This is a genomic window from Caballeronia arvi (assembly GCF_001544695.2).
Taxonomy (GTDB): domain Bacteria; phylum Pseudomonadota; class Gammaproteobacteria; order Burkholderiales; family Burkholderiaceae; genus Caballeronia; species Caballeronia arvi.
The window spans coordinates 19469-39116 of the sequence record NZ_FCOM02000044.1; the positions used below are offsets into that span (position 1 = coordinate 19469).

A 19648-nucleotide genomic window follows, 5' to 3' on the forward strand; every position below is an offset into this window, starting at 1 on the left:
GCCTAACCGACTGAATTTGCGATGTTTCTGCGCAGAAGGCTTCACTATGAGATGACGAAGGGTCGGCCAAAAGAGAATGGAATGGTGGCTTCAGTCCAACACATCACGCGATGATGTCTGGATATGCCCGCAAATGCCGACGTGCCGCACCTGAATCGGATTTCTCTAGTGGGCGGGGACGACCGCACGCTCCTAAAGTTGGACTCTCGTATATCTAAAAAGGAAGAGACACAATGGAGTCCAAAATAAGCGTTGCAATCAACGAGAAAGGTCATGCGGTGGTCACGCATTCGATGCCTCTGAGCGACTATTGCCTGCAGACAGCAAGAACACTACGCGCGATGGTGCAGTTCGTCGGCAGTCCAAAAGCAAGCGAAGAAAGCGCTGCACTCGTGAAGCCGATGATGGAACTGCTCCGCACTCATGTCGATGAGCTCGAACCGCTTTTCAAAGCGCTCGATCAGCGCGCTTACGAAAAGGGCTTCGAGGACGGGCGCGAAGTCGGATTTCCAAAGGGAAAGAGTCAGTTCGAGTTCGCCAAAGGACCGTCCGTCGACAACGTCGCGCTCAAACCCTCGCAATGAATCTGGTCACGCTCAGCCGCACATCGCGATAATCGGGTGACACGTCGAAGGAGTCGGCGCGCGCGTCCTCATCGCAATAGCTTGCGACCCGCGGCGAGGCGACACCCTGCGCGCCGCACAATACCCGCTCACACACGCGTTCGAACACGCGCGCTTCGTCGCGCGTGCTCACGAGTCCGGCTGCGCCGGCGCGCTGGATATGAGCGAGCGTGCGCGAGTCGGTTGCTTCAGTGAAGGCGATGACCGGCGTGTCCGGAAATGCTTGACGCAGCGCGCGCAGAGGCGCGAAATCGTCAGCACAGGAGCCTTCGATGCCGCCGCTCAACACGATCAGGTCGTAGCGGGCGGACTTCAGTCGCGCGACTAGTTGATGGGTGTTCCGGACGCACGCTGTCACGCGGATCCGCTCGTGTGATTCGAACCAGCTTTGCAGCCCATAGAGAACCACGGGGCGATCGTCCGCAATGACGATCTCGATCTTGCTTTCGCGCATCATTTTTTGTCAGCCTCGAGGGGCATGAACGGAATTGACCGTGCTTATCCTTGCCCCGGATCGTCCACGTTAGCAAATTGAATGCTTTACGCTGCGCCGCACAACAAAATTTATCTTTTCCTTGTCGATCCGCGCCTCTGCCATTCGTCATTCCGGTGAAGGCGCTGCGAATCGAAGCACAAAGCGTCGCGTCATCCCGAAACCGCTCGACCACCGGAGGCTGTCAGATGAGCTTGCAACTGTATGCGCACCCGTTTTCCTCTTATTGCCAGAAGGTTCTCGTCGCGCTGTACGAGAACGGCACGCCGTTCGAGTGGCGCGCGCTCACGCCCGAGACGCCGCAATCGATGCACGAACTCACCGAAATCTGGCCAATGAAGCGCTTCCCCGTGCTCGTCGACGACGGAAAGCCGGTGATCGAGTCCACCGTGATCATCGAATATCTGGGCCTTTATCATCCGGGCCCGGTGCGGCTTGTTCCCGACGATCCGCGCGTCGCGCTCGAAGCGCGCTGGATGGATCGCTTCTTCGATAACTATCTGTCGACGCCGCAGCAGAAGATCATATTTGACGCCATGCGCGACCCGAAAGAGCGCGATGCACGCGGCGTCGCCGATGCCCGCGCGATGCTCGACACGTCGTATGCGTTTCTCGATCGCAAGATGGCGACGCGCGAATGGGCCGCGGGCGACGCCTTCAGTCTCGCCGACTGCGGCGCCGCGCCGTTTCTCTTCTATGCGGACTGGACGCATCGGATCGGCGACGCGTATCCGAATGTCGTCGCGTATCGCAAGCGTCTGCTCGCGCGGCCTTCGTTCGCGCGGGCGGTCGACGAGGCGCGGCCGTATCGCAAGTTGTTTCCTCTCGGCGCGCCGGAGCGCGACTGAATCGCTTACAGCCAAAGGAGATCGACCATGAGCTACGTTCCCGCGAACGAACTCGCGCGACGCGCCACGATGCGGTTCCCCAATGAGAGCGCCGAGTACCGGCGCGCGCGGACCGAATTGCTGGCGGAGGAAATCGAGTTGCGGCGGCATATCGAACGCGTGGCGCAGATGCGTCGCGCGCTGCCGCCCGGTGGCGAAGTGACGGGCGACTATCGGTTCGAAGGCGAGCGCGGACCGGTCGATTTCGCCGGGCTCTTCGGCGACAAGGACACGCTCGTCACTTACAGCTACATGTTCGGACCGCAACGCGAGCGCCCGTGTCCGATGTGCACATCGCTGCTATCGGCATGGGAAGGCGAGGCGCGCGACATCGGGCAGCGCGTGGCGCTCGCGGTGATCGCGCGTTCGCCGCTGGAGAGGCTCGTCGCGTTCAAGAAGGAACGCGGCTGGCGTGACCTGCGGCTGTTTTCGGATGTGAACGGCAGCTTCAGCCGCGACTACCACGCGATCTCGAAGGAAGGCGGCGATGAACCCGCGCTCAACGTGTTCACGCGGCGCGATGGCATGATCCGTCATTTCTGGAGCGGCGAGATGGATTTCGCGACTGCCGATCCTGGCGAAGATCCGCGCGGCGCGCCGGATCTGATGCCGCTCTGGACGGTGCTCGACATGACGCCAGAAGGAAGAGGCACGGACTGGTATCCGAAGCTGGACTACGGTTTGCGCTAGTCAATCGGAGCGTGACGCGGACGGATACAATGCGGCGGCGCGCAATCATCGCGCTTCTGGCCGAAGCTATCCGATCCAAGTCATGAACAATTCGCCCCGGGCCTTCATTCTGGGCCCGCTTCTCAAGAGCGTGTCGCGGTCGTTTTATCTCACGCTGCGCATTTTGCCGACCGCGATGCGCGATCCCGTCGGGCTCGCTTATCTGCTCGCACGCGCGGCGGATACGATCGCGGATACCTCGCTGATTTCGCCGCAACGTCGTCTGGAACTGCTGCTTTCGCTGCGTGAGCAAGTGAACGGCGCTTCCGACGACGGCGCGCTCGCGCGTATCGCGGGCGAAGTCGCGGGTCAGCAGGCCCAGCCGGACGAGCGCGCGCTGCTCGAACGCCTGAGCGAAGCGCTGGCGATCCTGCCGCAACTGAGCCGCGACGATCAGGCCGCGGTGCGCGATATCGTCACGACGCTGACCACCGGCATGGAGTTCGATCTGCGCACGTTCCCCGACGAGACTTCCGGGCAGATCGTCGCGCTGCGGGAATTCGGCGAGCTCGATCGTTATACGTATTTGGTCGCGGGCTGCGTCGGCGAATTCTGGACGAAGATGACCTACGCGCACATGCCGGGCACGTTGAAGGCCGCGCCCGACACGATGTTCGCGCTCGGCGTGCGCTTCGGCAAGGCGCTGCAAATGACCAACGTGCTGCGCGATTGCGCGCGCGATCTGCGCATCGGCCGATGCTATCTGCCCGAAACGATGCTCGCGCGTCATGGCCTCACGCCGCAGGATCTTCTGCAACCGCAATCGTCGGCGCGCGCGCGGCCCGTGCTGTGCGAATTGCTGCGCACATCGCTCGGGCTCTTTCAGGACGCCGTCGATTACACGCTGCACATTCCATCGACGGCGATCCGGCTGCGGCTCGCGTGCCTGTGGCCGATCATGATCGGGCTCGACACGCTCGTGCTGCTCGCGCGCAACGACGCGTGGCTCGATCCGCAGCGCATCTCGAAGATTCGACGCAACGACGTGTACGGCATCATGGCGGCATCGTTGCCGATGGTCGCGTCGAACGGCATGCTACGCGCGTGGACCGCACGCCGTATGCGCGCGATCGAAGCGGAAATCGGCGCGGAAATCAGCGCCGCAGTTCGGCCATGATCCGCTCGGCGAGAAAGTCGCAAGGCGGGCGTTTCGACGCCGCGCTGCGCGCCAGCACCACTTCGAGCGTGCCGATATCGGGCAAGCCCTGCGCCGGTCCGAGCAGCGTGAAATGCGCCGGCACCGCGCATTTCGCGAGCGGCGTCACGGCAAGACCCGCTTCGGCCATCGTCAGCAGACCGAGCAGGCTCGGGCTTTCGTACGACGTGCGATAGCCGATCCGCGCGCGTTCCAGGCTGCGGATCGCGTTCTCGCGCGCGACGCTGCCCGGCAGAAACACGGCGATCGGCAAGGGCCGCTCTTTCCAGATTTCGGTGCCGGGCGCCGCGGCCCAGACCATCGGCTCGTGGCGCAGGAATTCGCCCGACAGGCCTTTCACGCGCGTCGCGCAGACGAGATCGACGGTGCCGTCCTTCACCATCGGCGCGAGCGCGAGGCTTGGCAGGCCGACGACCTGAATCTCGACCTTCGGATACGTCGCGGAAAATTTCTTGAGGATCGGCGGAAAAAGCGACGACGCGTAATCGTCCGGCACGCCGATGACCACGCGCCCGGTCACGTCCGGCCGCACGACCGCCGCCCACGCTTCGTCGCGCAGCGCGATCATGCGGCGCGCGTAGGTGAGCAGCACTTCGCCGTCCTGCGTCGGCACCACGCTGCGCGGCTTGCGCACGAACAGCGCCTTGCCCAGCGCGGCTTCCAGCGTCTTGATCTGCATGCTCACCGCCGATTGCGAGCGATGCACGAGCTCCGCCGCGCGGCTGATATTGCCCGTATCCGCGACGGCGACGATCATGGAAAGAACATCGAGGTCAAGTGCTTTCATGGCGACCGATCGTTTGGTATCAGAAAATCTGAACGATTCTATCAAAATTATGCGTTTTTCTTTTGCTTCGGCGCGGCGCATAGTCGCATCAAAGGAGCGACCCATGAACGCGCGAACTGATCTTTCCGTCCTCACTGCCGTGCAAGGCTTACCCGAACCGTCGTTCGCCACGACGGCATCGGGCATTTCCGTGCCGTTTATCGAGTGTGGGGAGGGCGAGCCGCTCGTCTTCGTGCATGGATCGCTGTGCGATTACCGCTACTGGAACGCGCAGGTTTTACCGCTCGCGAAGCAGTTCCGCTGCATTGCGCCGAGCCTGTCGCACTACTGGCCCGCCGTCGATGCGTTCGTGCGCGGCGAATTCAGCGTGGAAGCGCACGTCGCAGAAATGGCCGAGTTCATCGAATCGCTCGATCTCGCGCCGGTGCATCTCGTCGGGCATTCGCGCGGCGGCTGCATCGCGTTCCATCTGGCGCGGGAATATCCGCGGCTCGTGAAGACGTTGACGCTCGCCGATCCGGGCGGTCCGTTGGAATCGCCCCAGCAGGCCCTCACCGCAACGCTGCCGCCCGCCACCAACGCGCTGCGCGCGCGTGTCGCGGAACTGATCGAACAAGGCGAATTCGACCGCGGACTCGAAATGTTCGTCGATTCGGTCAGCATGCCGGGCTTCTGGAACAAGAGCACGGAGAGTTTCCGCCGCATGGCGCTCGACAACGCGCTCACGTTGCCCAAGCAATTCCGCGATCCGCTGCCCGCCTACACACGTGAAGCGGCGCGCGACATCAAGTGCCGCACGCTGCTGATCGACGGTCAGAAGAGCCCGCGCATGTTCCGCAACAACGTCGAGAAGCTCGAAGAGTGGATCGAGTTCGCGGAGCGCGTGACGATCGCGGGCGCATCGCACGGGATGAACGCCGCGAGCCCCGGCGCGTTCAATCGCGCGGTTCAGGCGTTTGCCGGGGCGTGGTGAGTCGCAAACACAGTTATTGCAGCTTCCAGATGTTCGCCGCAATCGTGCCTTCGTCGTTGAACACGTTGATGATGTCGGGCACGTCGCCGATCGGCACGTTGTTCACGACCAGCGCGAACGCGAGCCTGCGGCCGCTCTTCGCGTCGATATAACCCGCGAGCGCCTGTCCCTTCAGCGTGATCTGCTGTTGCCCGTTCGCGTTTTCCGTGCCGGCAACGTAAGTGCCCGTCTTCGCGTACACCTTGCCCTTCGCGCCCGCGAGCGTCGGATCGCTTTCGAAGTCCGTCGTGCTCGCGAGCGAGCCATCGACGCCGAGGAAGGGCATCGAATCCACGTAGGCCGGGAAAGCCGCGCGGCCGCTCATCGCGCGCAACATCGCGATGACCGCGAGCGGCGTCGCCGTGGTCTCGCCGCCGCCGCTGCCGTCGATGAAATGTGTCTGGTTCATCGGCACGTTGAACGGCGAGCTCGAAAGCGTCGCGTTCTCCGCCGCGAGCGCCGTAGCGAGTGTGGTCGAGCCGTTGTTCGCGACGCCGAACAGCATCAGGCTCGTGTCCGCGCCGATGTTATAGCTGACCTTCAGAATCCACTTCGTGTATTGCGCCCACGGTTGCGACGTGAGCTGCGCGACGCGCGTGTCGGCGGAATAGGCGTTCTTCGCAGGCAGCAGTTGCACCGGATTGCTTTCGACGGCGTTCGCGGTGACGGTTACGCCCGCACGCGCGAGTGCATCGATCAGCACCGTGCGCGCATAGTTCGACGGCTGCGTGATGCGGAACGTGCGGATGACCGGGAAGCTGGGAACGATCGGCGGCACGTAATCCGCGGGAATCGACCCGCCCAGCACGCCGCCGCACGGCAGCGTGCCGAAGCAGGCAGGCTCCTCGGGCGTGACGGTGATGTTGGCGGCCGTGCCCGCCGCACCGGTCATCAGCGTGGACTGCACCGTGAACGCCGATGACTTCGGCCGGTAGTCCACCGGCGACAGCGAGCCCGCGCTGCCCTGGCCGATGATCGTATCGACTACATCGTCGTTGACGAAGATCGGCCGCAGATCGAACTCGCCGCGAAAATCGAAGGGCTGGAAAAGCCGGTCGTCGATCACGACTTCGCCGTTGATCCTCTTGATGCCCGATGCCGCCACTTGCGCCGCGAGCGAGTCGTAGCCCGCGAGCGGATCGGGCGCGGTGATCTGCGCGTTGCCGAGATTGTTCGCCTCGTTGTGGTCGAAGTTGGTGAAGGCGAGCGTGCCGTCGGGGTTCGTGCGGCCGCCCATCGCGAGATCGCCGCTCGCGACGAGCACGAGATTGCCGTTGAGCGTGCCGCTCGCATCGACGGTCCCCAAGCGATACACCGGCGTCTGGAACTGATGCTGGGCGCCGTACTGATCGAGCGCCGCGCCGACGGAAAACACCTTGCGCACCGACGCGATGTACACCTGCGCGTTCGAATTCATGTCGTAGATGACATCGCCCGAATTCAGGTCGACGACGCGCAGCGCCCACGTCGAGCCCTGATACATGGGCTTTTTCATGACCTGGGTGATGGAATCCGGCACGGCGGTATCGTTGGAATCCGAGCCGCCGCACGCGGACGTGGACGCGGCGAGCGCGCAGGCGAGGGCGAGAGCGGCAACGCGTGCCGGACTTCCTGAAAGCGGGATCATGACGCGGCTCCGATAAAGGCACATCGCGCTCCGGTTGGAGCGAACACCAATACGTCGGGACTGCTTCACAGCGCAGACAGGAAAGATGTCGGCGGCCGCACGCCATTCTTAAGGAGCGGGTGAATGAAAATAACGAGCTTGCACGGGCCTTGTCAAGCGCGGGCTATCGCGAATCGAGTCCTTTAGGCAAGCGGTTTTTGTACGATTTGTTGAGCGACTTTAATCGCCTTGTTGTGACCTCACAACGGAAAAACGTTTGGCGCGGGCTAACATCTTTCGCACCTCATCGCGAAGAAGAGGATATCCGTGAGTACCGGCCACGACGATCTCGATGCATGGAAACGCCGCCGCACCGTAGAGCTGGCGTTCGAGCTGGCCGATAGCGGCCGCTACGAAGACTTCACCGACGTCGCCTATGCGCTGCAATTCGAGCGCGGCATGACGACCGCGCAGGCGCTCATCGACGATCCCGAGATGCGCCGCGTGCTCAATCGACGCTGCGCCGATGCGCGCGACAAGCTAGCGCCGCCTCCCGCGCCTGAAGTCCCGCAAGAAGAGACGATGCCCGTCGTCGAAGCGGTGCCGGAATCATCGAACGATCATGCGCAACTACCGCGAGCCGATGACTTCGCACGCACGCCCTCTTTCATGCGCCGCGCCCTGAATTTCGTCTGGCGGTCCGGCAATGCGGGCGATCTCAATTCCGCCGCTTCCTGAGCTTTTGCCCGCGTTGGCATAACTTTCGCGCCCTATTTGCGCACGAATGGCGGATTTGCACGCCTTGAGCGTCCGGCAAAACCATTACACTTGAGGAGGCTGAACCATAAGCCCGGACCGTGCTTACGCGGAGGTCCGGTGATTGAACTTCGAGGAGGAAATGTTCGTGGCTAACGAAAAAATGCTCGCGCAGATGGCTGAGAAGGATGGTTTCATTGCCGCTCTGGATCAGAGCGGCGGTTCGACGCCCGGCGCGCTGCGGCAATATGGAATTCCGGACGACGCCTATAACGGCGACGCCGAAATGTTCAAGCTGATGCATGAAATGCGCGTGCGCATCATGACCGCGCCTTCGTTCACGGGCAAGAAAGTCATCGGCGCGATTCTGTTCGAGCGCACGATGGACGGCGAAGCGGAAGGCAAGCCGGTTCCCACGTTTCTCTGGGAAGACCGCGGCATCGTGCCGTTCCTGAAGGTCGACAAGGGTCTCGAAGCCGAAGCCGACGGCGTGCAGATCATGAAGCCGAATCCCGGCCTCGACGATCTGCTCGCGCGCGCCGTGAAGCTCGGCGTCTTCGGCACGAAGATGCGCTCGGTGATCCAGCAGGCGAACGAGAAGGGCATCGCCGCGGTGGCGAAGCAGCAGTTCGAAGTCGGCGCGCAGATCATCAAACACGGTCTCGTGCCGATTCTCGAACCCGAAGTCTCGATCAAGAGCCCGGACAAGAAAGGCGCGGAAAAGATTCTGCGCGACGAGTTGCTGAAAGGCCTCGATGCGCTGCCGGAATCGAGCCAGGTGATGATCAAGCTGACCATCCCCGACGAAGCGGATTTCTATCGTCCGCTGATCGAGAATCCGCGTGTCGTGCGTGTCGTCGCGCTGTCGGGCGGCTATACGCGCAGCGACGCGTGCAAGAAGCTCGCGCAGAATCACGGCATGATCGCGAGCTTCTCGCGCGCGCTCATCAACGAGCTGAAGAAGCCGATGAGCGACAGCGAGTTCGACAAGACGCTCGAAACGTCGATCGACGAAATCTACGACGCGTCTGTTAAGAAGGTCTGAGCTTTCATTGTCGATGCGCGCTAATCGGCGCGTTTAGTAGGCGGCGGTGTCTGCACGACGGGCGCCGCCGCCCGAAAAATATCTTCACGTGAACCGTTCTTCGGCGGATAGATGCGCTCGCCGTTGATCGTGCGCTTCGTTGCCTTCGCCGTCTCGCCTTGCGTGACGAGCTTCCTGTCCCATCCTTCCGTGTACACCGCGCCCCACGGCCCGAGATCGCAGATAGTCGTGTACCAGTCGATCGAAAGCGGCAGCATCTCCAGCCCGAAGAGATCGCAGACGGCGTTGTTGCCTGCGTAACGTCCCATCGGCCGGCCATGCTGGCATGACATCACCGAAGGCCGCGTCCCGTCGATCAGAATGCGCGCGCAATCGCCCGCTGCGAACACGCCCGGCACGCCTTCCGCGCGCAGGAATGCATCGACGGGCACGCGCCCGAGCGGATCGAGCGTGATCGGCAACTGACCGGCGAGCGCGTTCGCGTGCATGCCGCCGCACCAGACGACCGTCGCGGCCTCGATGCGCTCGCTTGCCCCGCCGACGGTGAGCGTCACGCTCTGCTCATCGAGCGATTCGAGCGATACGCCCGCCCGCGTCTCGACATCGAGCGACTCCAGCGCGCCTTCGATGACAGGCTGCGCGCCGCCCATCGATTGCCCGATTTTCGCCGAACGATCCGCGAGCACGACGCGCACCTTGTCGCGGTCCGCGTCGCCGACGATCTCGCGCAAACGCGCGGGCAACTCCGCCGCGAGCTCGATGCCCGTCAGTCCCGCGCCGACGACCACTGCCGTATAACGTCCTGGCGTATCCGTCAAGGCGGGCAAGGTGAGCAGATGCGCCTGTAGCTTGCACGCGCCCGCGTAGGTATCGACATCGAATGAATGACGGTCGAGGCCGGGAATCGGCGGGCGCACGAGCACGCTGCCCGCCGCGAGAATCAGCCGGTCGTAGTCGAGCGATTCGGCCGCGTTCTCGCGTTCGATCGACACGCGGCGATTCGCGCTGTCGATAGCCGTCGCCTTCGCCTGAATCAGCTTCACGCCCGCGGGACCGAGCACGGTGTCGAGCTGCACGAGCGTCGGATCGAGCGGCTGCTCGTAATTGCGCACGCGCACGCTATGAAACGGCGCCGGATTGACGATGGCGACTTCGGCTTCGTCGGTGCGATTGAGTTCGTCCAGCTTGCGCGCCGCCGACAACGCGCTCCACAGACCGGCGAAGCCCGCGCCGATCACCAGGATTCGGTTCAAGTCATTCCCCTTAATAAACGATCGTTCGTGCTGTGTACCGCGTGAAGCGTCTGCGCTGTTCTTGGTTATAGGCGATTCGGACGGCATTGGCTTTCGTTCGGCATGCCCGCATTAGTACGAATTTCGCCAAAAGTGATTTCGTCGTTTAGGTATTTACCCTAGAGCAAGCGATACCTAAACTTGTCTCAACGGTCGCAAACGAGCAAAGCAACGTGAGCGACAACTCGATAACTTATAGATGGAGGAAAGAATCATGAACAAGCTCATCGGTATTGCAGCGGTCGCTCTCGCTTTTGCCGCTCCGGTCGCATCGTTTGCGCAATCGAATCAGCCCGTGACGCGCGCGCAGGTTCGCGCTGAAATCGTGCAACTGGAAAAGGCGGGTTATAACCCCGGCGTCATCAGCGACTCGAAGTATCCCGCCGACATACAAGCCGCTGAAGCGCGTATCGCTGCGCAAAACGGCACCGCGCAAAGCGCGTTCGGTGGCGTAGCCGACGGTTCGGCGCAATCCGGCGCACGCACGGTTCAAGGCGACGTGTTCCCGACGTTCGCGCATCACTAAGCAGCAAGGGGTCTAACGAAGCGCGCCCGCTAGATAGCGGGCGCGCTTCGTTTTTTGGCAAGGCCATTCAAAGCGGAAACCCTCCCGCAAAAGTCTCGCGCAAATATCCGATGAATAGCGCGACCGCGCGCGGCACATGCGGCGCATAAGGCCGCACCACGAAAAGCTGATCGGCAAATGCGCCGACCGGACGCCATTCCGGCAGCAATACCACGAGCTTTCCCGCCTGCACGGCGGCCTGCGCGGTGAAATCCGGCAACAGCGCGATGCCGAGATCGTCGAGCGCGGCATCGCGTAAGACCTCGCTGTTATTCGCCGCAAACGGCCCGTTCACGGCCAGCGTATGAGGCCCGGCGGAACTCTTGCGCCCGCCCTTTCTCTCGAACGACCAGATACTCGACGCCTGCGGACGCGGATAGACGAGGCAATCGTGCGTGACGAGATCGTTCGGTGTCGCGGGCGTGCCGCGCCGCTTCAGATACGGGCGCGTCGCGACGATCACCGAATGCGTGTCGCACAGCTTCCACGCGACGTGCGTATCCGGCACCTGCGCGCTGTGCCGCACCGCGAGATCGAAACCTTCGCTCGCGATCGAGCTCAGTTTGTCCGATGCTTCCAGCTGCACGCGCACTTCCGGATGCGCGTGCAGAAACCCCGACATGCGCGGCACGAGCTGCTGGCGCGAAAAGGCCATCGGCGCGGTGATGCGGATCAGGCCGCGCGCGACGCCCGCCATTTCCTTCACGCTCAGGAAACTCGACGCGATGCGCTCGTACTGGTCGCGCGTATCGTCGACGAGCCTGCGGCCCGCTTCCGTGAAGCGCACGCTGCGCGTCGTGCGCGTGACGAGCGGCACGCCCGCCGCGCGCTCCAGTTCGGCGATGCGCTGGCTCATCGCCGCTTTCGACACGTTCAGCCGCGCCGCCGCCGCCGTGTAGCTGCCTTGTTCCGCGAGCACGGTCAGCCAGTGCAAGTGGGTCCAGAGTGCTTCGATCTTTTGCTCGTCCATCGGCGGATTGTTTGTGGTTGCGAACAATGAGTTCAATCTTAGCGTCTTTGCAAGGGGCCCGCGGATTCATACACTGCAGTCATTGCCAAGACACTCATCAGGAGACGAGCATGACCGCAGCCTTCAACGACACCGCCGACGTCGTTCACCACATTCACGGCGAGCGCACGCACGGCTCGTCCACGCGAACGCAGCCGGTGTTCAATCCCGCGACGGGCGAGCGTCCGCGCAAGCTCGTGCTCGGCGAAGCCGCCGATGTCGATGCCGCCGTCGCGAGCGCAAAGGCCGCGTTCCCCGCATGGCGCGACACGCCGCCGATCCGCCGCGCGCGCGTCATGCTGAAGTTCCTCGAACTGATGAACAAGCATCGCGACGAGCTCGCCGCGATCATCACTGCCGAGCACGGCAAGGTGTTTTCGGATGCGCAGGGCGAAGTGTCGCGCGGCATCGACGTGATCGAATTCGCGTGCGGCATTCCGCAATTGCTGAAGGGCGATTACACCGATCAGGTTTCCACCGGCATCGACAACTGGACGCTGCGCCAGCCGCTCGGCGTCGTCGCGGGCATCACGCCGTTCAATTTCCCGTGCATGGTGCCGTGCTGGATGTTCCCGGTCGCGATCGCGTCGGGCAACGCGTTCATCCTGAAGCCGAGCGAACGCGATCCGTCGGCGTCGCTCTTCATGGCCGATCTGCTGAAGCAGGCCGGTTTGCCCGATGGCATCTTCAACGTCGTGCAGGGCGATAAGGTCGTCGTCGATGCACTGCTCACGCATCCGCAAGTGAAGGCGATCAGCTTCGTCGGCTCCACGCCGATCGCGAACTACATCTACGAAACCGGCGCGAAGCACGGCAAGCGCGTACAGGCGCTCGGCGGCGCGAAGAATCACATGGTCGTGATGCCCGATGCGGATCTCGATCAGGCCGTCGATGCGTTGATCGGCGCGGGCTACGGTTCCGCGGGCGAGCGCTGCATGGCGATTTCCGTCGCGGTGCTGGTGGGCGATGTCGCCGACAAGATCGTGCCGAAGCTTGCCGAGCGCGCCAAGGCGCTCAAGATCAAAAACGGCATGGAAGCCGATGCGGAAATGGGCCCGATCGTCACGCGTCAGGCACTCGAGCGCATCGAAGGTTATATCGCGATGGGCGTCGATGAAGGCGCGAAGCTCGTCGTCGACGGGCGCGGCTACAAGGTGCCGGGCCACGAAGACGGCTTCTTCACGGGCGGCACGCTGTTCGATCACGTCACGCCCGACATGCGCATCTACAAGGAAGAGATTTTCGGACCGGTGCTCGCGTGCGTGCGCGTGAAAGACTTCAGCGAAGCCGTCGAACTCGTCAACGAGCACGAGTTCGGCAATGGCGTCGCGTGCTACACGCGTGATGGCCATATCGCACGCGAGTTCGGACGTCGCATCGAAGTGGGCATGGTCGGCATCAATGTGCCGATTCCAGTGCCGATGGCATGGCACGGCTTCGGCGGCTGGAAGCGCAGTCTCTTCGGCGACATGCACGCATACGGCGAAGAAGGCGTGCGCTTCTACACGAAGCAGAAGTCGATCATGCAGCGCTGGCCCGAAAGCACGGAGAAGGGTGCCGAGTTCGCCATGCCGACGGCGAAGTAACGCCTTTCGATGCGTGTGAAGATCGCCCGCTTTTTCCTTGCCGGAAGAAGCGGGCGATTGTTTTTGCGTATGCCGACGACCGATCTGTTCCCGCGCGTCACAACTCAATTGAAATCGTGTCGGTTGACCGTGCGGCGGCAAGCGGGGAAGATGCAGCGAAAACGACGCGAAGCCAATCGACATGCAGCGGCAATTCGACGATCTCCTTCTCGGCAGCATCGAGCTCTTCTGCCTCGCGGCCGAGCTCGGCAGTTTCACGCTCGCGGCCACCGCGGCGAGCGTGACGCCCGCCGCGGTGAGCCGCTCCGTCGCGCGGTTGGAGAAGCGTCTCGACGTGCGGCTGTTCGTGCGCACGACACGCCAGATTCGCCTGACCGATGCGGGCCGCCGCTACTTCGAGCAATGCCGCGACGCACTCAATCGTCTTGCGGAAGCGGAGCGCGAAGCCACCGGCCAGCAGACGAGTCCGAAGGGTGTGCTGCGCATCAGCATGCCGACGCCTTACGGCCACTATCGCGTGCTGCCTCTGCTCGCGGAATTCCGCGCGCGTTATCCCGACGTCACCGTCGAAGCGCATCTGAGCAATCGCAATATCGACTTCGCCGACGAAGGCTTCGATCTCGCGATACGCGGACGCGCGCCGCGCGACTCCGGTCTCATCGCGCGCAAGCTGGAAGACGCGGAACTCGTCGTGGTGGCGTCGCCCGGCTATCTGAAGCGTGCGGGCGTGCCGAAGACGATCGAGGACATGCTCGAACACGAGTGCATCCAGTTCGAGATGCCGAGCACGGGACGTCCCGTGCCGTGGCTTTTCATGCAGAACGGCGAGCCTACGGAAATGACCATGCACGCCAGCTACGGCACGTCCGGCGATGCACTCGCAGGCATTCCGCTCGCACGCAATGGCGCGGGCCTCTTTCAGATCTACCGCTTCACGGTCGAAGAGGATTTGCGCGCGGGCACGCTGACCGAAGTGCTGCGCGACTTCGGCGGATGCAGCAGGCCCTTTATCCTGCTGTATCCGCATGGCAGGCATTTGTCGTCGCGCGTGCGGGCTTTCGTGGACTTCATCGTCGAGAAGCTCGTCGCGCGCTGACTCATGTGCAACTTCATGTGCAACTCAGGCAACGTTCAAAGGACGCACATTCATGAGCAAGAACGCATTGTTAACACTGCTCGGCATCGATACGCCGATCATTCAGGCGCCGATGGCCGGTGTGAGCACGCCCGCGCTCGCGGCGGCCGTATCGAATGCGGGCGGGCTCGGCTCGCTCGGCGTCGGCGCGATGAACGCCGAAGGCGCGCGCAAGGTAATCCGCGAAACGCGCGCGCTGACGGACAAGCCGTTCAACATCAACGTGTTCTGTCATGCGCCGGCGAAAGCCGATGCCGCCGTTGAGAAGGCATGGACCGAATGGCTCGCGCCCGTCTTCGCGCAATACGGCGCGACGCCGCCCGACAAGCTGAGCGAAATCTATACGAGCTTCGTCGTCGATGAAGCGATGCTCAAGGTCTTCGTCGAAGAGAAGCCGGCTGTCGTGAGCTTTCACTTCGGCTTGCCGTCGAAGGCGTATATCGATGCGTTGCGCGGCGCCGGCATCAAGCTGATCGCATCCGCGACCAATGTTCGTGAAGCGGAGCAGGTCGCGGCCGCGGGCATGGATGCGATCGTCGCGCAAGGCATCGAAGCGGGCGGGCATCGCGGCATCTTCGACCCGCAAGCCGACGACGACAACCTCGGCACCTTCGCGCTCACGCGCCTTCTCGCCAGCAAGTTCGACGTGCCGGTAATCGCGTCGGGCGGCATCATGGACGGCGCGGGCATCGCGGCCGTGCTCGCGCTCGGTGCGCAGGCGGCGCAGCTCGGCACGGCGTTCGTGCCGTGCACGGAGACATCGATCGATGCGGGTTATCGTCGCGCCATTCTGAGCGACGCGGCAAAGCGCACGACGTTCACGTCGGCGATATCGGGGCGCGAGGCGCGCAGCCTCGTCAACAAGTTCACGGAACTGGGCCGCAACGCGGAAGCGCCCGCGATTCCCGCTTATCCGGTCACTTACGATGCAGGCAAGTCGCTGCACGCGGCGGCCAAGGCAAAGGACGAATTCGGTTACGGCGCGCAATGGGCGGGACAAGCGGCTGCGCTCGCGCGTGAGCTGCCCGCCGCCGAGCTGATGGCGCGGCTGCAGGCGGAACTCGAAGAAAGCATCGCGGGCTTGCGGCAGTATGCATCGCGCTGATATAGCGCAGCTTCGCTTTCAATGCGACATCAGCACCGGAACGGTCATCGACGCAAGGAAGGTCTGCGTCGCGCCACCGAGCACGAGTTCCTGCCAGCGCGCGTGCCCATAGCCGCCCATCACGACGAGGTCCGCTTCGAGATCGGCGGCGCGTGAGAGCAGCAACTCGCCCGCCGATGCATCGGGCGCGCTCACGCTCGCGAACACGTCCGCGTTCACCCCGTGCCGCGCGAGGCCTGCCGCGATCTCCGCGCCGCTAACGCGCTCGGCGGCCAGGTCGTGTCGCGCCTCATCGATACTGACGATGCTCACACGCTCCGCGGCTTTCAGCAGCGGCAAGGCATCGTGAAGCGCGCGCGAGGCTTCGCGGCTGCCGTCCCACGCGATCATCGGCCGCTTGCCCACGTCGGCAAAAAGGCCCGCGTACGGGATGAGCAACACCGGACGCCCCGACGACATGATGAGCGTCTCCGGAAAATGCTCGCCCACGTATGACTCGGGATCGGTCGGATCGCTCTGCCCCGCGATCACGAGATCCGCGCCGCCTGCATGACGCGGCACGAAAAATCCCGGGCGTTCCGGCGTCTCGATCCATTCCCCCGAAACGCCCGCACGCGTCAGCTCCGCACGAAAGATCCGCTCGATGGCCCCGCGCTGCTCGCGACGCATGGCCGCGTGTTCGAGGTAATACTCGGCCGTGCCCGCCATGATCGTGAATGCGTGTGGATTCGGCTCGAAGACGGCGAAGAGACCGATCACATGGGCATCGAAGCGCCGGGCCAGTTGCAGCGCCGTTTCCAGCCGGGGGTGAGCGCGCACGCTGGTGTCGAGGTGCACGAGAATCGTCTTGTAGCTCATCGCACGACTCCTTGCGTCGATGGTTCGAACGACACTGAGTTTAAAAACATGGCCACGCAAGGCGCTTGACTCAGATCAATCGCCGCGGCGTTCGCGAGACTAAAGTGGGCGCGTCCGACTCATTCCATGCACGCGAGAAAGGAGCTCGAAGATGAAAGCACTCGTCTATCACGGACCGGGAAAGAAATCGCTCGACGAGCGTCCCGCGCCGACGCTCGCCGCCGCCACCGATGCGATCGTGCGCGTCACGCACACGACCATCTGCGGCACCGATCTGCACATTCTCAAAGGCGACGTGCCGAGTTGCGAAGCGGGACGCGTGCTGGGACACGAAGGCGTCGGCGTGGTCGAGCAGGTGGGCGCGGCGGTGGCTGTGTTCCGGCCGGGCGATCGCGTGCTGATCTCGTGCATCTCGTCGTGCGGCAAATGCGAGGCCTGCCGGCGCGGCATGTATTCGCACTGCGCGACAGGCGGCTGGATACTCGGCAATAGGATCGACGGCACGCAGGCCGAGTACGCGCGCATCCCGCATGCGGATACGAGTCTCTATCGCGTGCCGCCGGGCGTCGAGGAAGAAGCGCTCGTCATGCTGTCGGACATCCTGCCTACGGGCTTCGAATGCGGCGTGCTCAACGGGCGTGTGCAGCCGGGCAGCACGGTCGCGATCGTCGGCGCGGGGCCGATCGGTCTCGCGGCTTTGCTCACGGCGCAGTTCTACGCGCCGGCGCAGATCATCATGATCGATCGCGACCGACGCCGTCTCGACGTGGCGCGCACTTTCGGCGCGAGCGCGTGCATCGATATCGCGCAGACGGACCCGGCGACCGAAACGCTGCGCCTGACCGATGGCGCGGGCGTAGATTGCGCGGTGGAAGCGGTCGGCGTGCCCGAGTCGTTCGAGCTGTGCCAGTCGATCGTCGCGGCGGGCGGGACCATCGCGAACGTGGGCGTGCATGGCGTCAAGGCCGATCTGCATCTCGAGACGCTGTGGGACCGCAACATCACCATCACGACGCGGCTCGTCGATACGGTCAGCACGCCGATGCTGCTCAAGACCGTGCGCGCGGGCCGTCTGAAACCGATGCAGCTCATCACGCATCGTTTCAAGCTGGACCGTGTGCTCGATGCATACGACACCTTCGGCAAGGCGGCCGAATCGGGCGCGCTGAAGGTCATCATCGAGATGGCGTGAGGGAGCAGAATATGTCGAAAGTGCTGGTGGTCTGCTACTCGCGCGGCGGCACGACGCACGCCGCGGCGGCGGAACTGGCCGTGCGCCTGAACGCCGATTTCGAAGCGATCACGGAGCCGGTCGATCGCTCCGGCGCGACGGGCTGCGTGCGCGCGATGATCGATACGCTCTTCGCACGCGAGGTGGCCGTGAATCCGCTGCAGCGCGATGTCGCGAGTTATGAGATCGTCGTGATCGGCACGCCGGTCTGGGCGGGCAGCGTCAGCGCGCCGGTGCGCTCGTGGCTCAGCGCGAACCGGCGCAGGCTGCCGCACGTGGCCTTTCTTTGCACGCAGCACATGCGTGGCGACGCGACCGCCTTCCGCGAAATGGCGACGCTCGCGGGCAAGCAGCCGGTCGCGCGCTGCGCGATCACCGCGGCGCGCGGCGCGAAGGATCAGCGCCGTATCATGGACACGTTCGTGGAGCGCATCGAGCGCAAGCTCGCGCGTATCGAAAATCTCGAATGGGCGGTTTGAGCGCGTCGCGCGCGGGCCGAAATCATCATGTATAGAAACATCCTGGTGGCGCTCGACGGCAGCGAATCGTCGCAACGGGCGCTCGAAGAAGTGCTGCGCATCGGCGCATCGCCGGATACGCGCGTGCGCCTCGTGCACGTTCTGGAGGCATCGGCGCTGGCGTCTTATCCGGTGAACTATCGGTCGCAGGTGCGGGACGCGGCGAGACGCGTGCTGGACGCCGCGCAGGAGCGGCTGCGCGCGGCCGGCATCGAATGCGAGTCGGAACTGGACGAAACGCGCACGCCCGACGATACGATCGCCGACGCATTGCAGCGCTGTGCGCAACGCATGGACGCCGATCTCGTCGTGATGGGCACGCGCGGCCGGGGAGGATTGCCGCGCCTCGTGCTCGGCAGCGTCGCCGAAGCGTTTCTGCGGCACTCGACGTGCGCCGTGCTGCTCATGCGCGCCGCGTCGCAACGTGGCGCGCCGGCATGATTCACACGCTTTCGAGCGCGGCCTGATCGACGATGCGTACTTCCTTGCCGCGCGCATCGACCACGCCGAGCTTGTGCAGCCGGGAGAACATGCGGCTCACGGTTTCGATCTTGAGCCCGAGATAGCTGCCGATTTCCTCGCGCGTCATGCGCAGGACGAATTGCGACGGCGAGTAGCCGCGCGCTTTCATGCGCGTCGAGAGGTTCAGCAGAAACGCCGCCACGCGCTGCTCGGCCGTCATCGTGCCGAGCAGCATCACGAGACTCGATTCGCGGACGATTTCACTACTCATCAGCCGATGCACGTGATGCTGGATCGCTCGCACTTCGCGGCACAGCACTTCGAGCAGATCGAACGGAATGATGCAGACGACGCTGTCTTCCAGCGCGATCGCATCGCTGCCGTGACGATCGGCGCTGATGCCATCGAGTCCGAGCGCGTCGCCGGCGAGCTGAAAGCCCGTGACCTGTTCGTGTCCGTCGCGGTGCATGACGACCGTCTTGAAAGAGCCGCTGCGCACGGCATAGACGCTCTGGAACGCATCGCCGCAGCGATACAGCGTCTCGCCGCGCCGCACGGTGCGCGTCGAGCAGATGAGCGCATCGAGGCGCGCGTAGTCATCGGTGGAAAGGTCGGCCGGCATGCAGACGCGCTGCATCGAGCAGGTCGAACAGCGCGTGCTGCGCGGCTTTATGTCGGCACGGGCGGCTTCGGGGGCCATGAGGACGACATTTCCTTCGCTTGCAAACGACATGCTTGTGCCTCCAGAAATCCGGTGCGCGCGAGTAACCCGGTTGCAACGAAGGCCGATACG

General features: G+C 63.7%; 21 protein-coding genes. 14 read left to right on the forward strand and 7 right to left on the reverse strand.

What is annotated here, in order from left to right:
* Positions 1-233 precede the first annotated feature (233 nt).
* Positions 234-584, forward strand: coding sequence for a hypothetical protein (locus tag AWB74_RS32100; RefSeq protein WP_143749357.1), 351 nt, complete (start codon positions 234-236; stop codon positions 582-584).
* Here AWB74_RS32100 and AWB74_RS32105 read toward each other — a convergent pair.
* A complete protein-coding gene (locus AWB74_RS32105; protein WP_235024762.1) occupies positions 568-1080 on the reverse strand; it encodes a response regulator in 513 nt (170 codons plus the stop codon). The genes AWB74_RS32100 and AWB74_RS32105 overlap by 17 nt on opposite strands.
* Positions 1081-1304: 224 nt before the next feature.
* On the opposite strand from AWB74_RS32105, the gene AWB74_RS32110 reads away from it, so the two are divergent.
* From AWB74_RS32110 to AWB74_RS32120, 3 genes are all read left to right on the forward strand, one after another.
* Entirely contained in the window at positions 1305-1964 is a 660-nt protein-coding gene (locus tag AWB74_RS32110; RefSeq protein WP_061150646.1) for a glutathione S-transferase family protein, read from the forward strand.
* A 27-nt stretch (positions 1965-1991) separates the two neighbouring features.
* The gene (locus AWB74_RS32115; protein ID WP_061150647.1) at positions 1992-2693 is read left to right on the forward strand and encodes a DUF899 family protein; all 702 of its coding nucleotides are present in this window, start codon (positions 1992-1994) and stop codon (positions 2691-2693) included.
* Positions 2694-2775: 82 nt separating this feature from the next.
* Positions 2776-3849 (forward strand): phytoene/squalene synthase family protein, encoded by a 1074-nt coding sequence (locus tag AWB74_RS32120; protein WP_061150648.1) that lies wholly within the window; start codon positions 2776-2778, stop codon positions 3847-3849.
* Here the strand turns inward: AWB74_RS32120 and AWB74_RS32125 are convergent.
* A complete protein-coding gene (locus AWB74_RS32125) occupies positions 3827-4675 on the reverse strand; it encodes a LysR substrate-binding domain-containing protein (protein ID WP_061150649.1) in 849 nt (282 codons plus the stop codon). The genes AWB74_RS32120 and AWB74_RS32125 overlap by 23 nt on opposite strands.
* Before the next feature lie 103 nt (positions 4676-4778).
* On the opposite strand from AWB74_RS32125, the gene AWB74_RS32130 reads away from it, so the two are divergent.
* Entirely contained in the window at positions 4779-5648 is an 870-nt protein-coding gene (locus AWB74_RS32130; protein WP_061150650.1) for an alpha/beta fold hydrolase, read from the forward strand.
* Positions 5649-5661: 13 nt separating this feature from the next.
* Here the strand turns inward: AWB74_RS32130 and AWB74_RS32135 are convergent, their stop codons facing one another.
* A complete protein-coding gene (locus AWB74_RS32135) occupies positions 5662-7314 on the reverse strand; it encodes a D-alanyl-D-alanine carboxypeptidase/D-alanyl-D-alanine-endopeptidase (protein ID WP_061150651.1) in 1653 nt (550 codons plus the stop codon).
* A gap of 306 nt (positions 7315-7620) precedes the next feature.
* On the opposite strand from AWB74_RS32135, the gene AWB74_RS32140 reads away from it, so the two are divergent.
* Positions 7621-8031, forward strand: coding sequence for a hypothetical protein (locus AWB74_RS32140; protein WP_061150652.1), 411 nt, complete (start codon positions 7621-7623; stop codon positions 8029-8031).
* Positions 8032-8197: 166 nt separating this feature from the next.
* Complete coding sequence (locus AWB74_RS32145) at positions 8198-9094, forward strand: fructose bisphosphate aldolase (protein WP_061150693.1); 897 nt, start codon at positions 8198-8200, stop codon at positions 9092-9094.
* A 20-nt stretch (positions 9095-9114) separates the two neighbouring features.
* On the opposite strand, the gene AWB74_RS32150 is transcribed toward AWB74_RS32145, so the two are convergent.
* A complete protein-coding gene (locus AWB74_RS32150) occupies positions 9115-10347 on the reverse strand; it encodes an NAD(P)/FAD-dependent oxidoreductase (RefSeq protein ID WP_061150653.1) in 1233 nt (410 codons plus the stop codon).
* Between the two features lie 253 nt (positions 10348-10600).
* Between AWB74_RS32150 and AWB74_RS32155 the strand changes: the two genes are divergently transcribed.
* A complete protein-coding gene (locus AWB74_RS32155) occupies positions 10601-10912 on the forward strand; it encodes a DUF4148 domain-containing protein (RefSeq protein ID WP_061150694.1) in 312 nt (103 codons plus the stop codon).
* 67 nt (positions 10913-10979) lie between these two features.
* Here AWB74_RS32155 and AWB74_RS32160 read toward each other — a convergent pair whose 3' ends face one another.
* Positions 10980-11921 (reverse strand): LysR family transcriptional regulator, encoded by a 942-nt coding sequence (locus AWB74_RS32160; protein WP_061150654.1) that lies wholly within the window; start codon positions 11919-11921, stop codon positions 10980-10982.
* 110 nt (positions 11922-12031) lie between these two features.
* On the opposite strand from AWB74_RS32160, the gene AWB74_RS32165 reads away from it, so the two are divergent.
* From AWB74_RS32165 to AWB74_RS32175, 3 genes are all read left to right on the forward strand, one after another.
* Positions 12032-13546 carry a CoA-acylating methylmalonate-semialdehyde dehydrogenase gene (locus AWB74_RS32165; protein WP_061150655.1) on the forward strand — a complete coding sequence of 505 codons (1515 nt, stop codon included), beginning with the start codon at positions 12032-12034 and terminating at the stop codon, positions 13544-13546.
* 181 nt (positions 13547-13727) lie between these two features.
* Entirely contained in the window at positions 13728-14642 is a 915-nt protein-coding gene (locus AWB74_RS32170) for a LysR family transcriptional regulator (RefSeq protein WP_061150656.1), read from the forward strand.
* Positions 14643-14694: 52 nt separating this feature from the next.
* Positions 14695-15786 carry an NAD(P)H-dependent flavin oxidoreductase gene (locus tag AWB74_RS32175; protein WP_061150657.1) on the forward strand — a complete coding sequence of 364 codons (1092 nt, stop codon included), beginning with the start codon at positions 14695-14697 and terminating at the stop codon, positions 15784-15786.
* Positions 15787-15804: 18 nt separating this feature from the next.
* Here the strand turns inward: AWB74_RS32175 and AWB74_RS32180 are convergent, their stop codons facing one another.
* Positions 15805-16644 (reverse strand): universal stress protein, encoded by an 840-nt coding sequence (locus AWB74_RS32180; RefSeq protein WP_061150658.1) that lies wholly within the window; start codon positions 16642-16644, stop codon positions 15805-15807.
* A 151-nt stretch (positions 16645-16795) separates the two neighbouring features.
* Here AWB74_RS32180 and AWB74_RS32185 point away from each other — a divergent pair, with 151 nt between their 5' ends.
* The 3 genes from AWB74_RS32185 to AWB74_RS32195 are packed head-to-tail and all read left to right on the forward strand — an operon-like array spanning position 16796 to position 18834.
* Positions 16796-17836 (forward strand): zinc-dependent alcohol dehydrogenase family protein, encoded by a 1041-nt coding sequence (locus AWB74_RS32185; protein WP_061150659.1) that lies wholly within the window; start codon positions 16796-16798, stop codon positions 17834-17836.
* Between the two features lie 11 nt (positions 17837-17847).
* Entirely contained in the window at positions 17848-18354 is a 507-nt protein-coding gene (locus tag AWB74_RS32190) for a flavodoxin family protein (protein ID WP_061150660.1), read from the forward strand.
* Positions 18355-18381: 27 nt separating this feature from the next.
* Positions 18382-18834 (forward strand): universal stress protein, encoded by a 453-nt coding sequence (locus tag AWB74_RS32195; protein ID WP_061150661.1) that lies wholly within the window; start codon positions 18382-18384, stop codon positions 18832-18834.
* A gap of 1 nt (position 18835) precedes the next feature.
* On the opposite strand, the gene fnr is transcribed toward AWB74_RS32195, so the two are convergent.
* Positions 18836-19555 carry a fumarate/nitrate reduction transcriptional regulator Fnr gene (gene fnr, locus AWB74_RS32200; protein WP_235024764.1) on the reverse strand — a complete coding sequence of 240 codons (720 nt, stop codon included), beginning with the start codon at positions 19553-19555 and terminating at the stop codon, positions 18836-18838.
* Between the last annotated feature and the right edge of the window lie 93 nt (positions 19556-19648).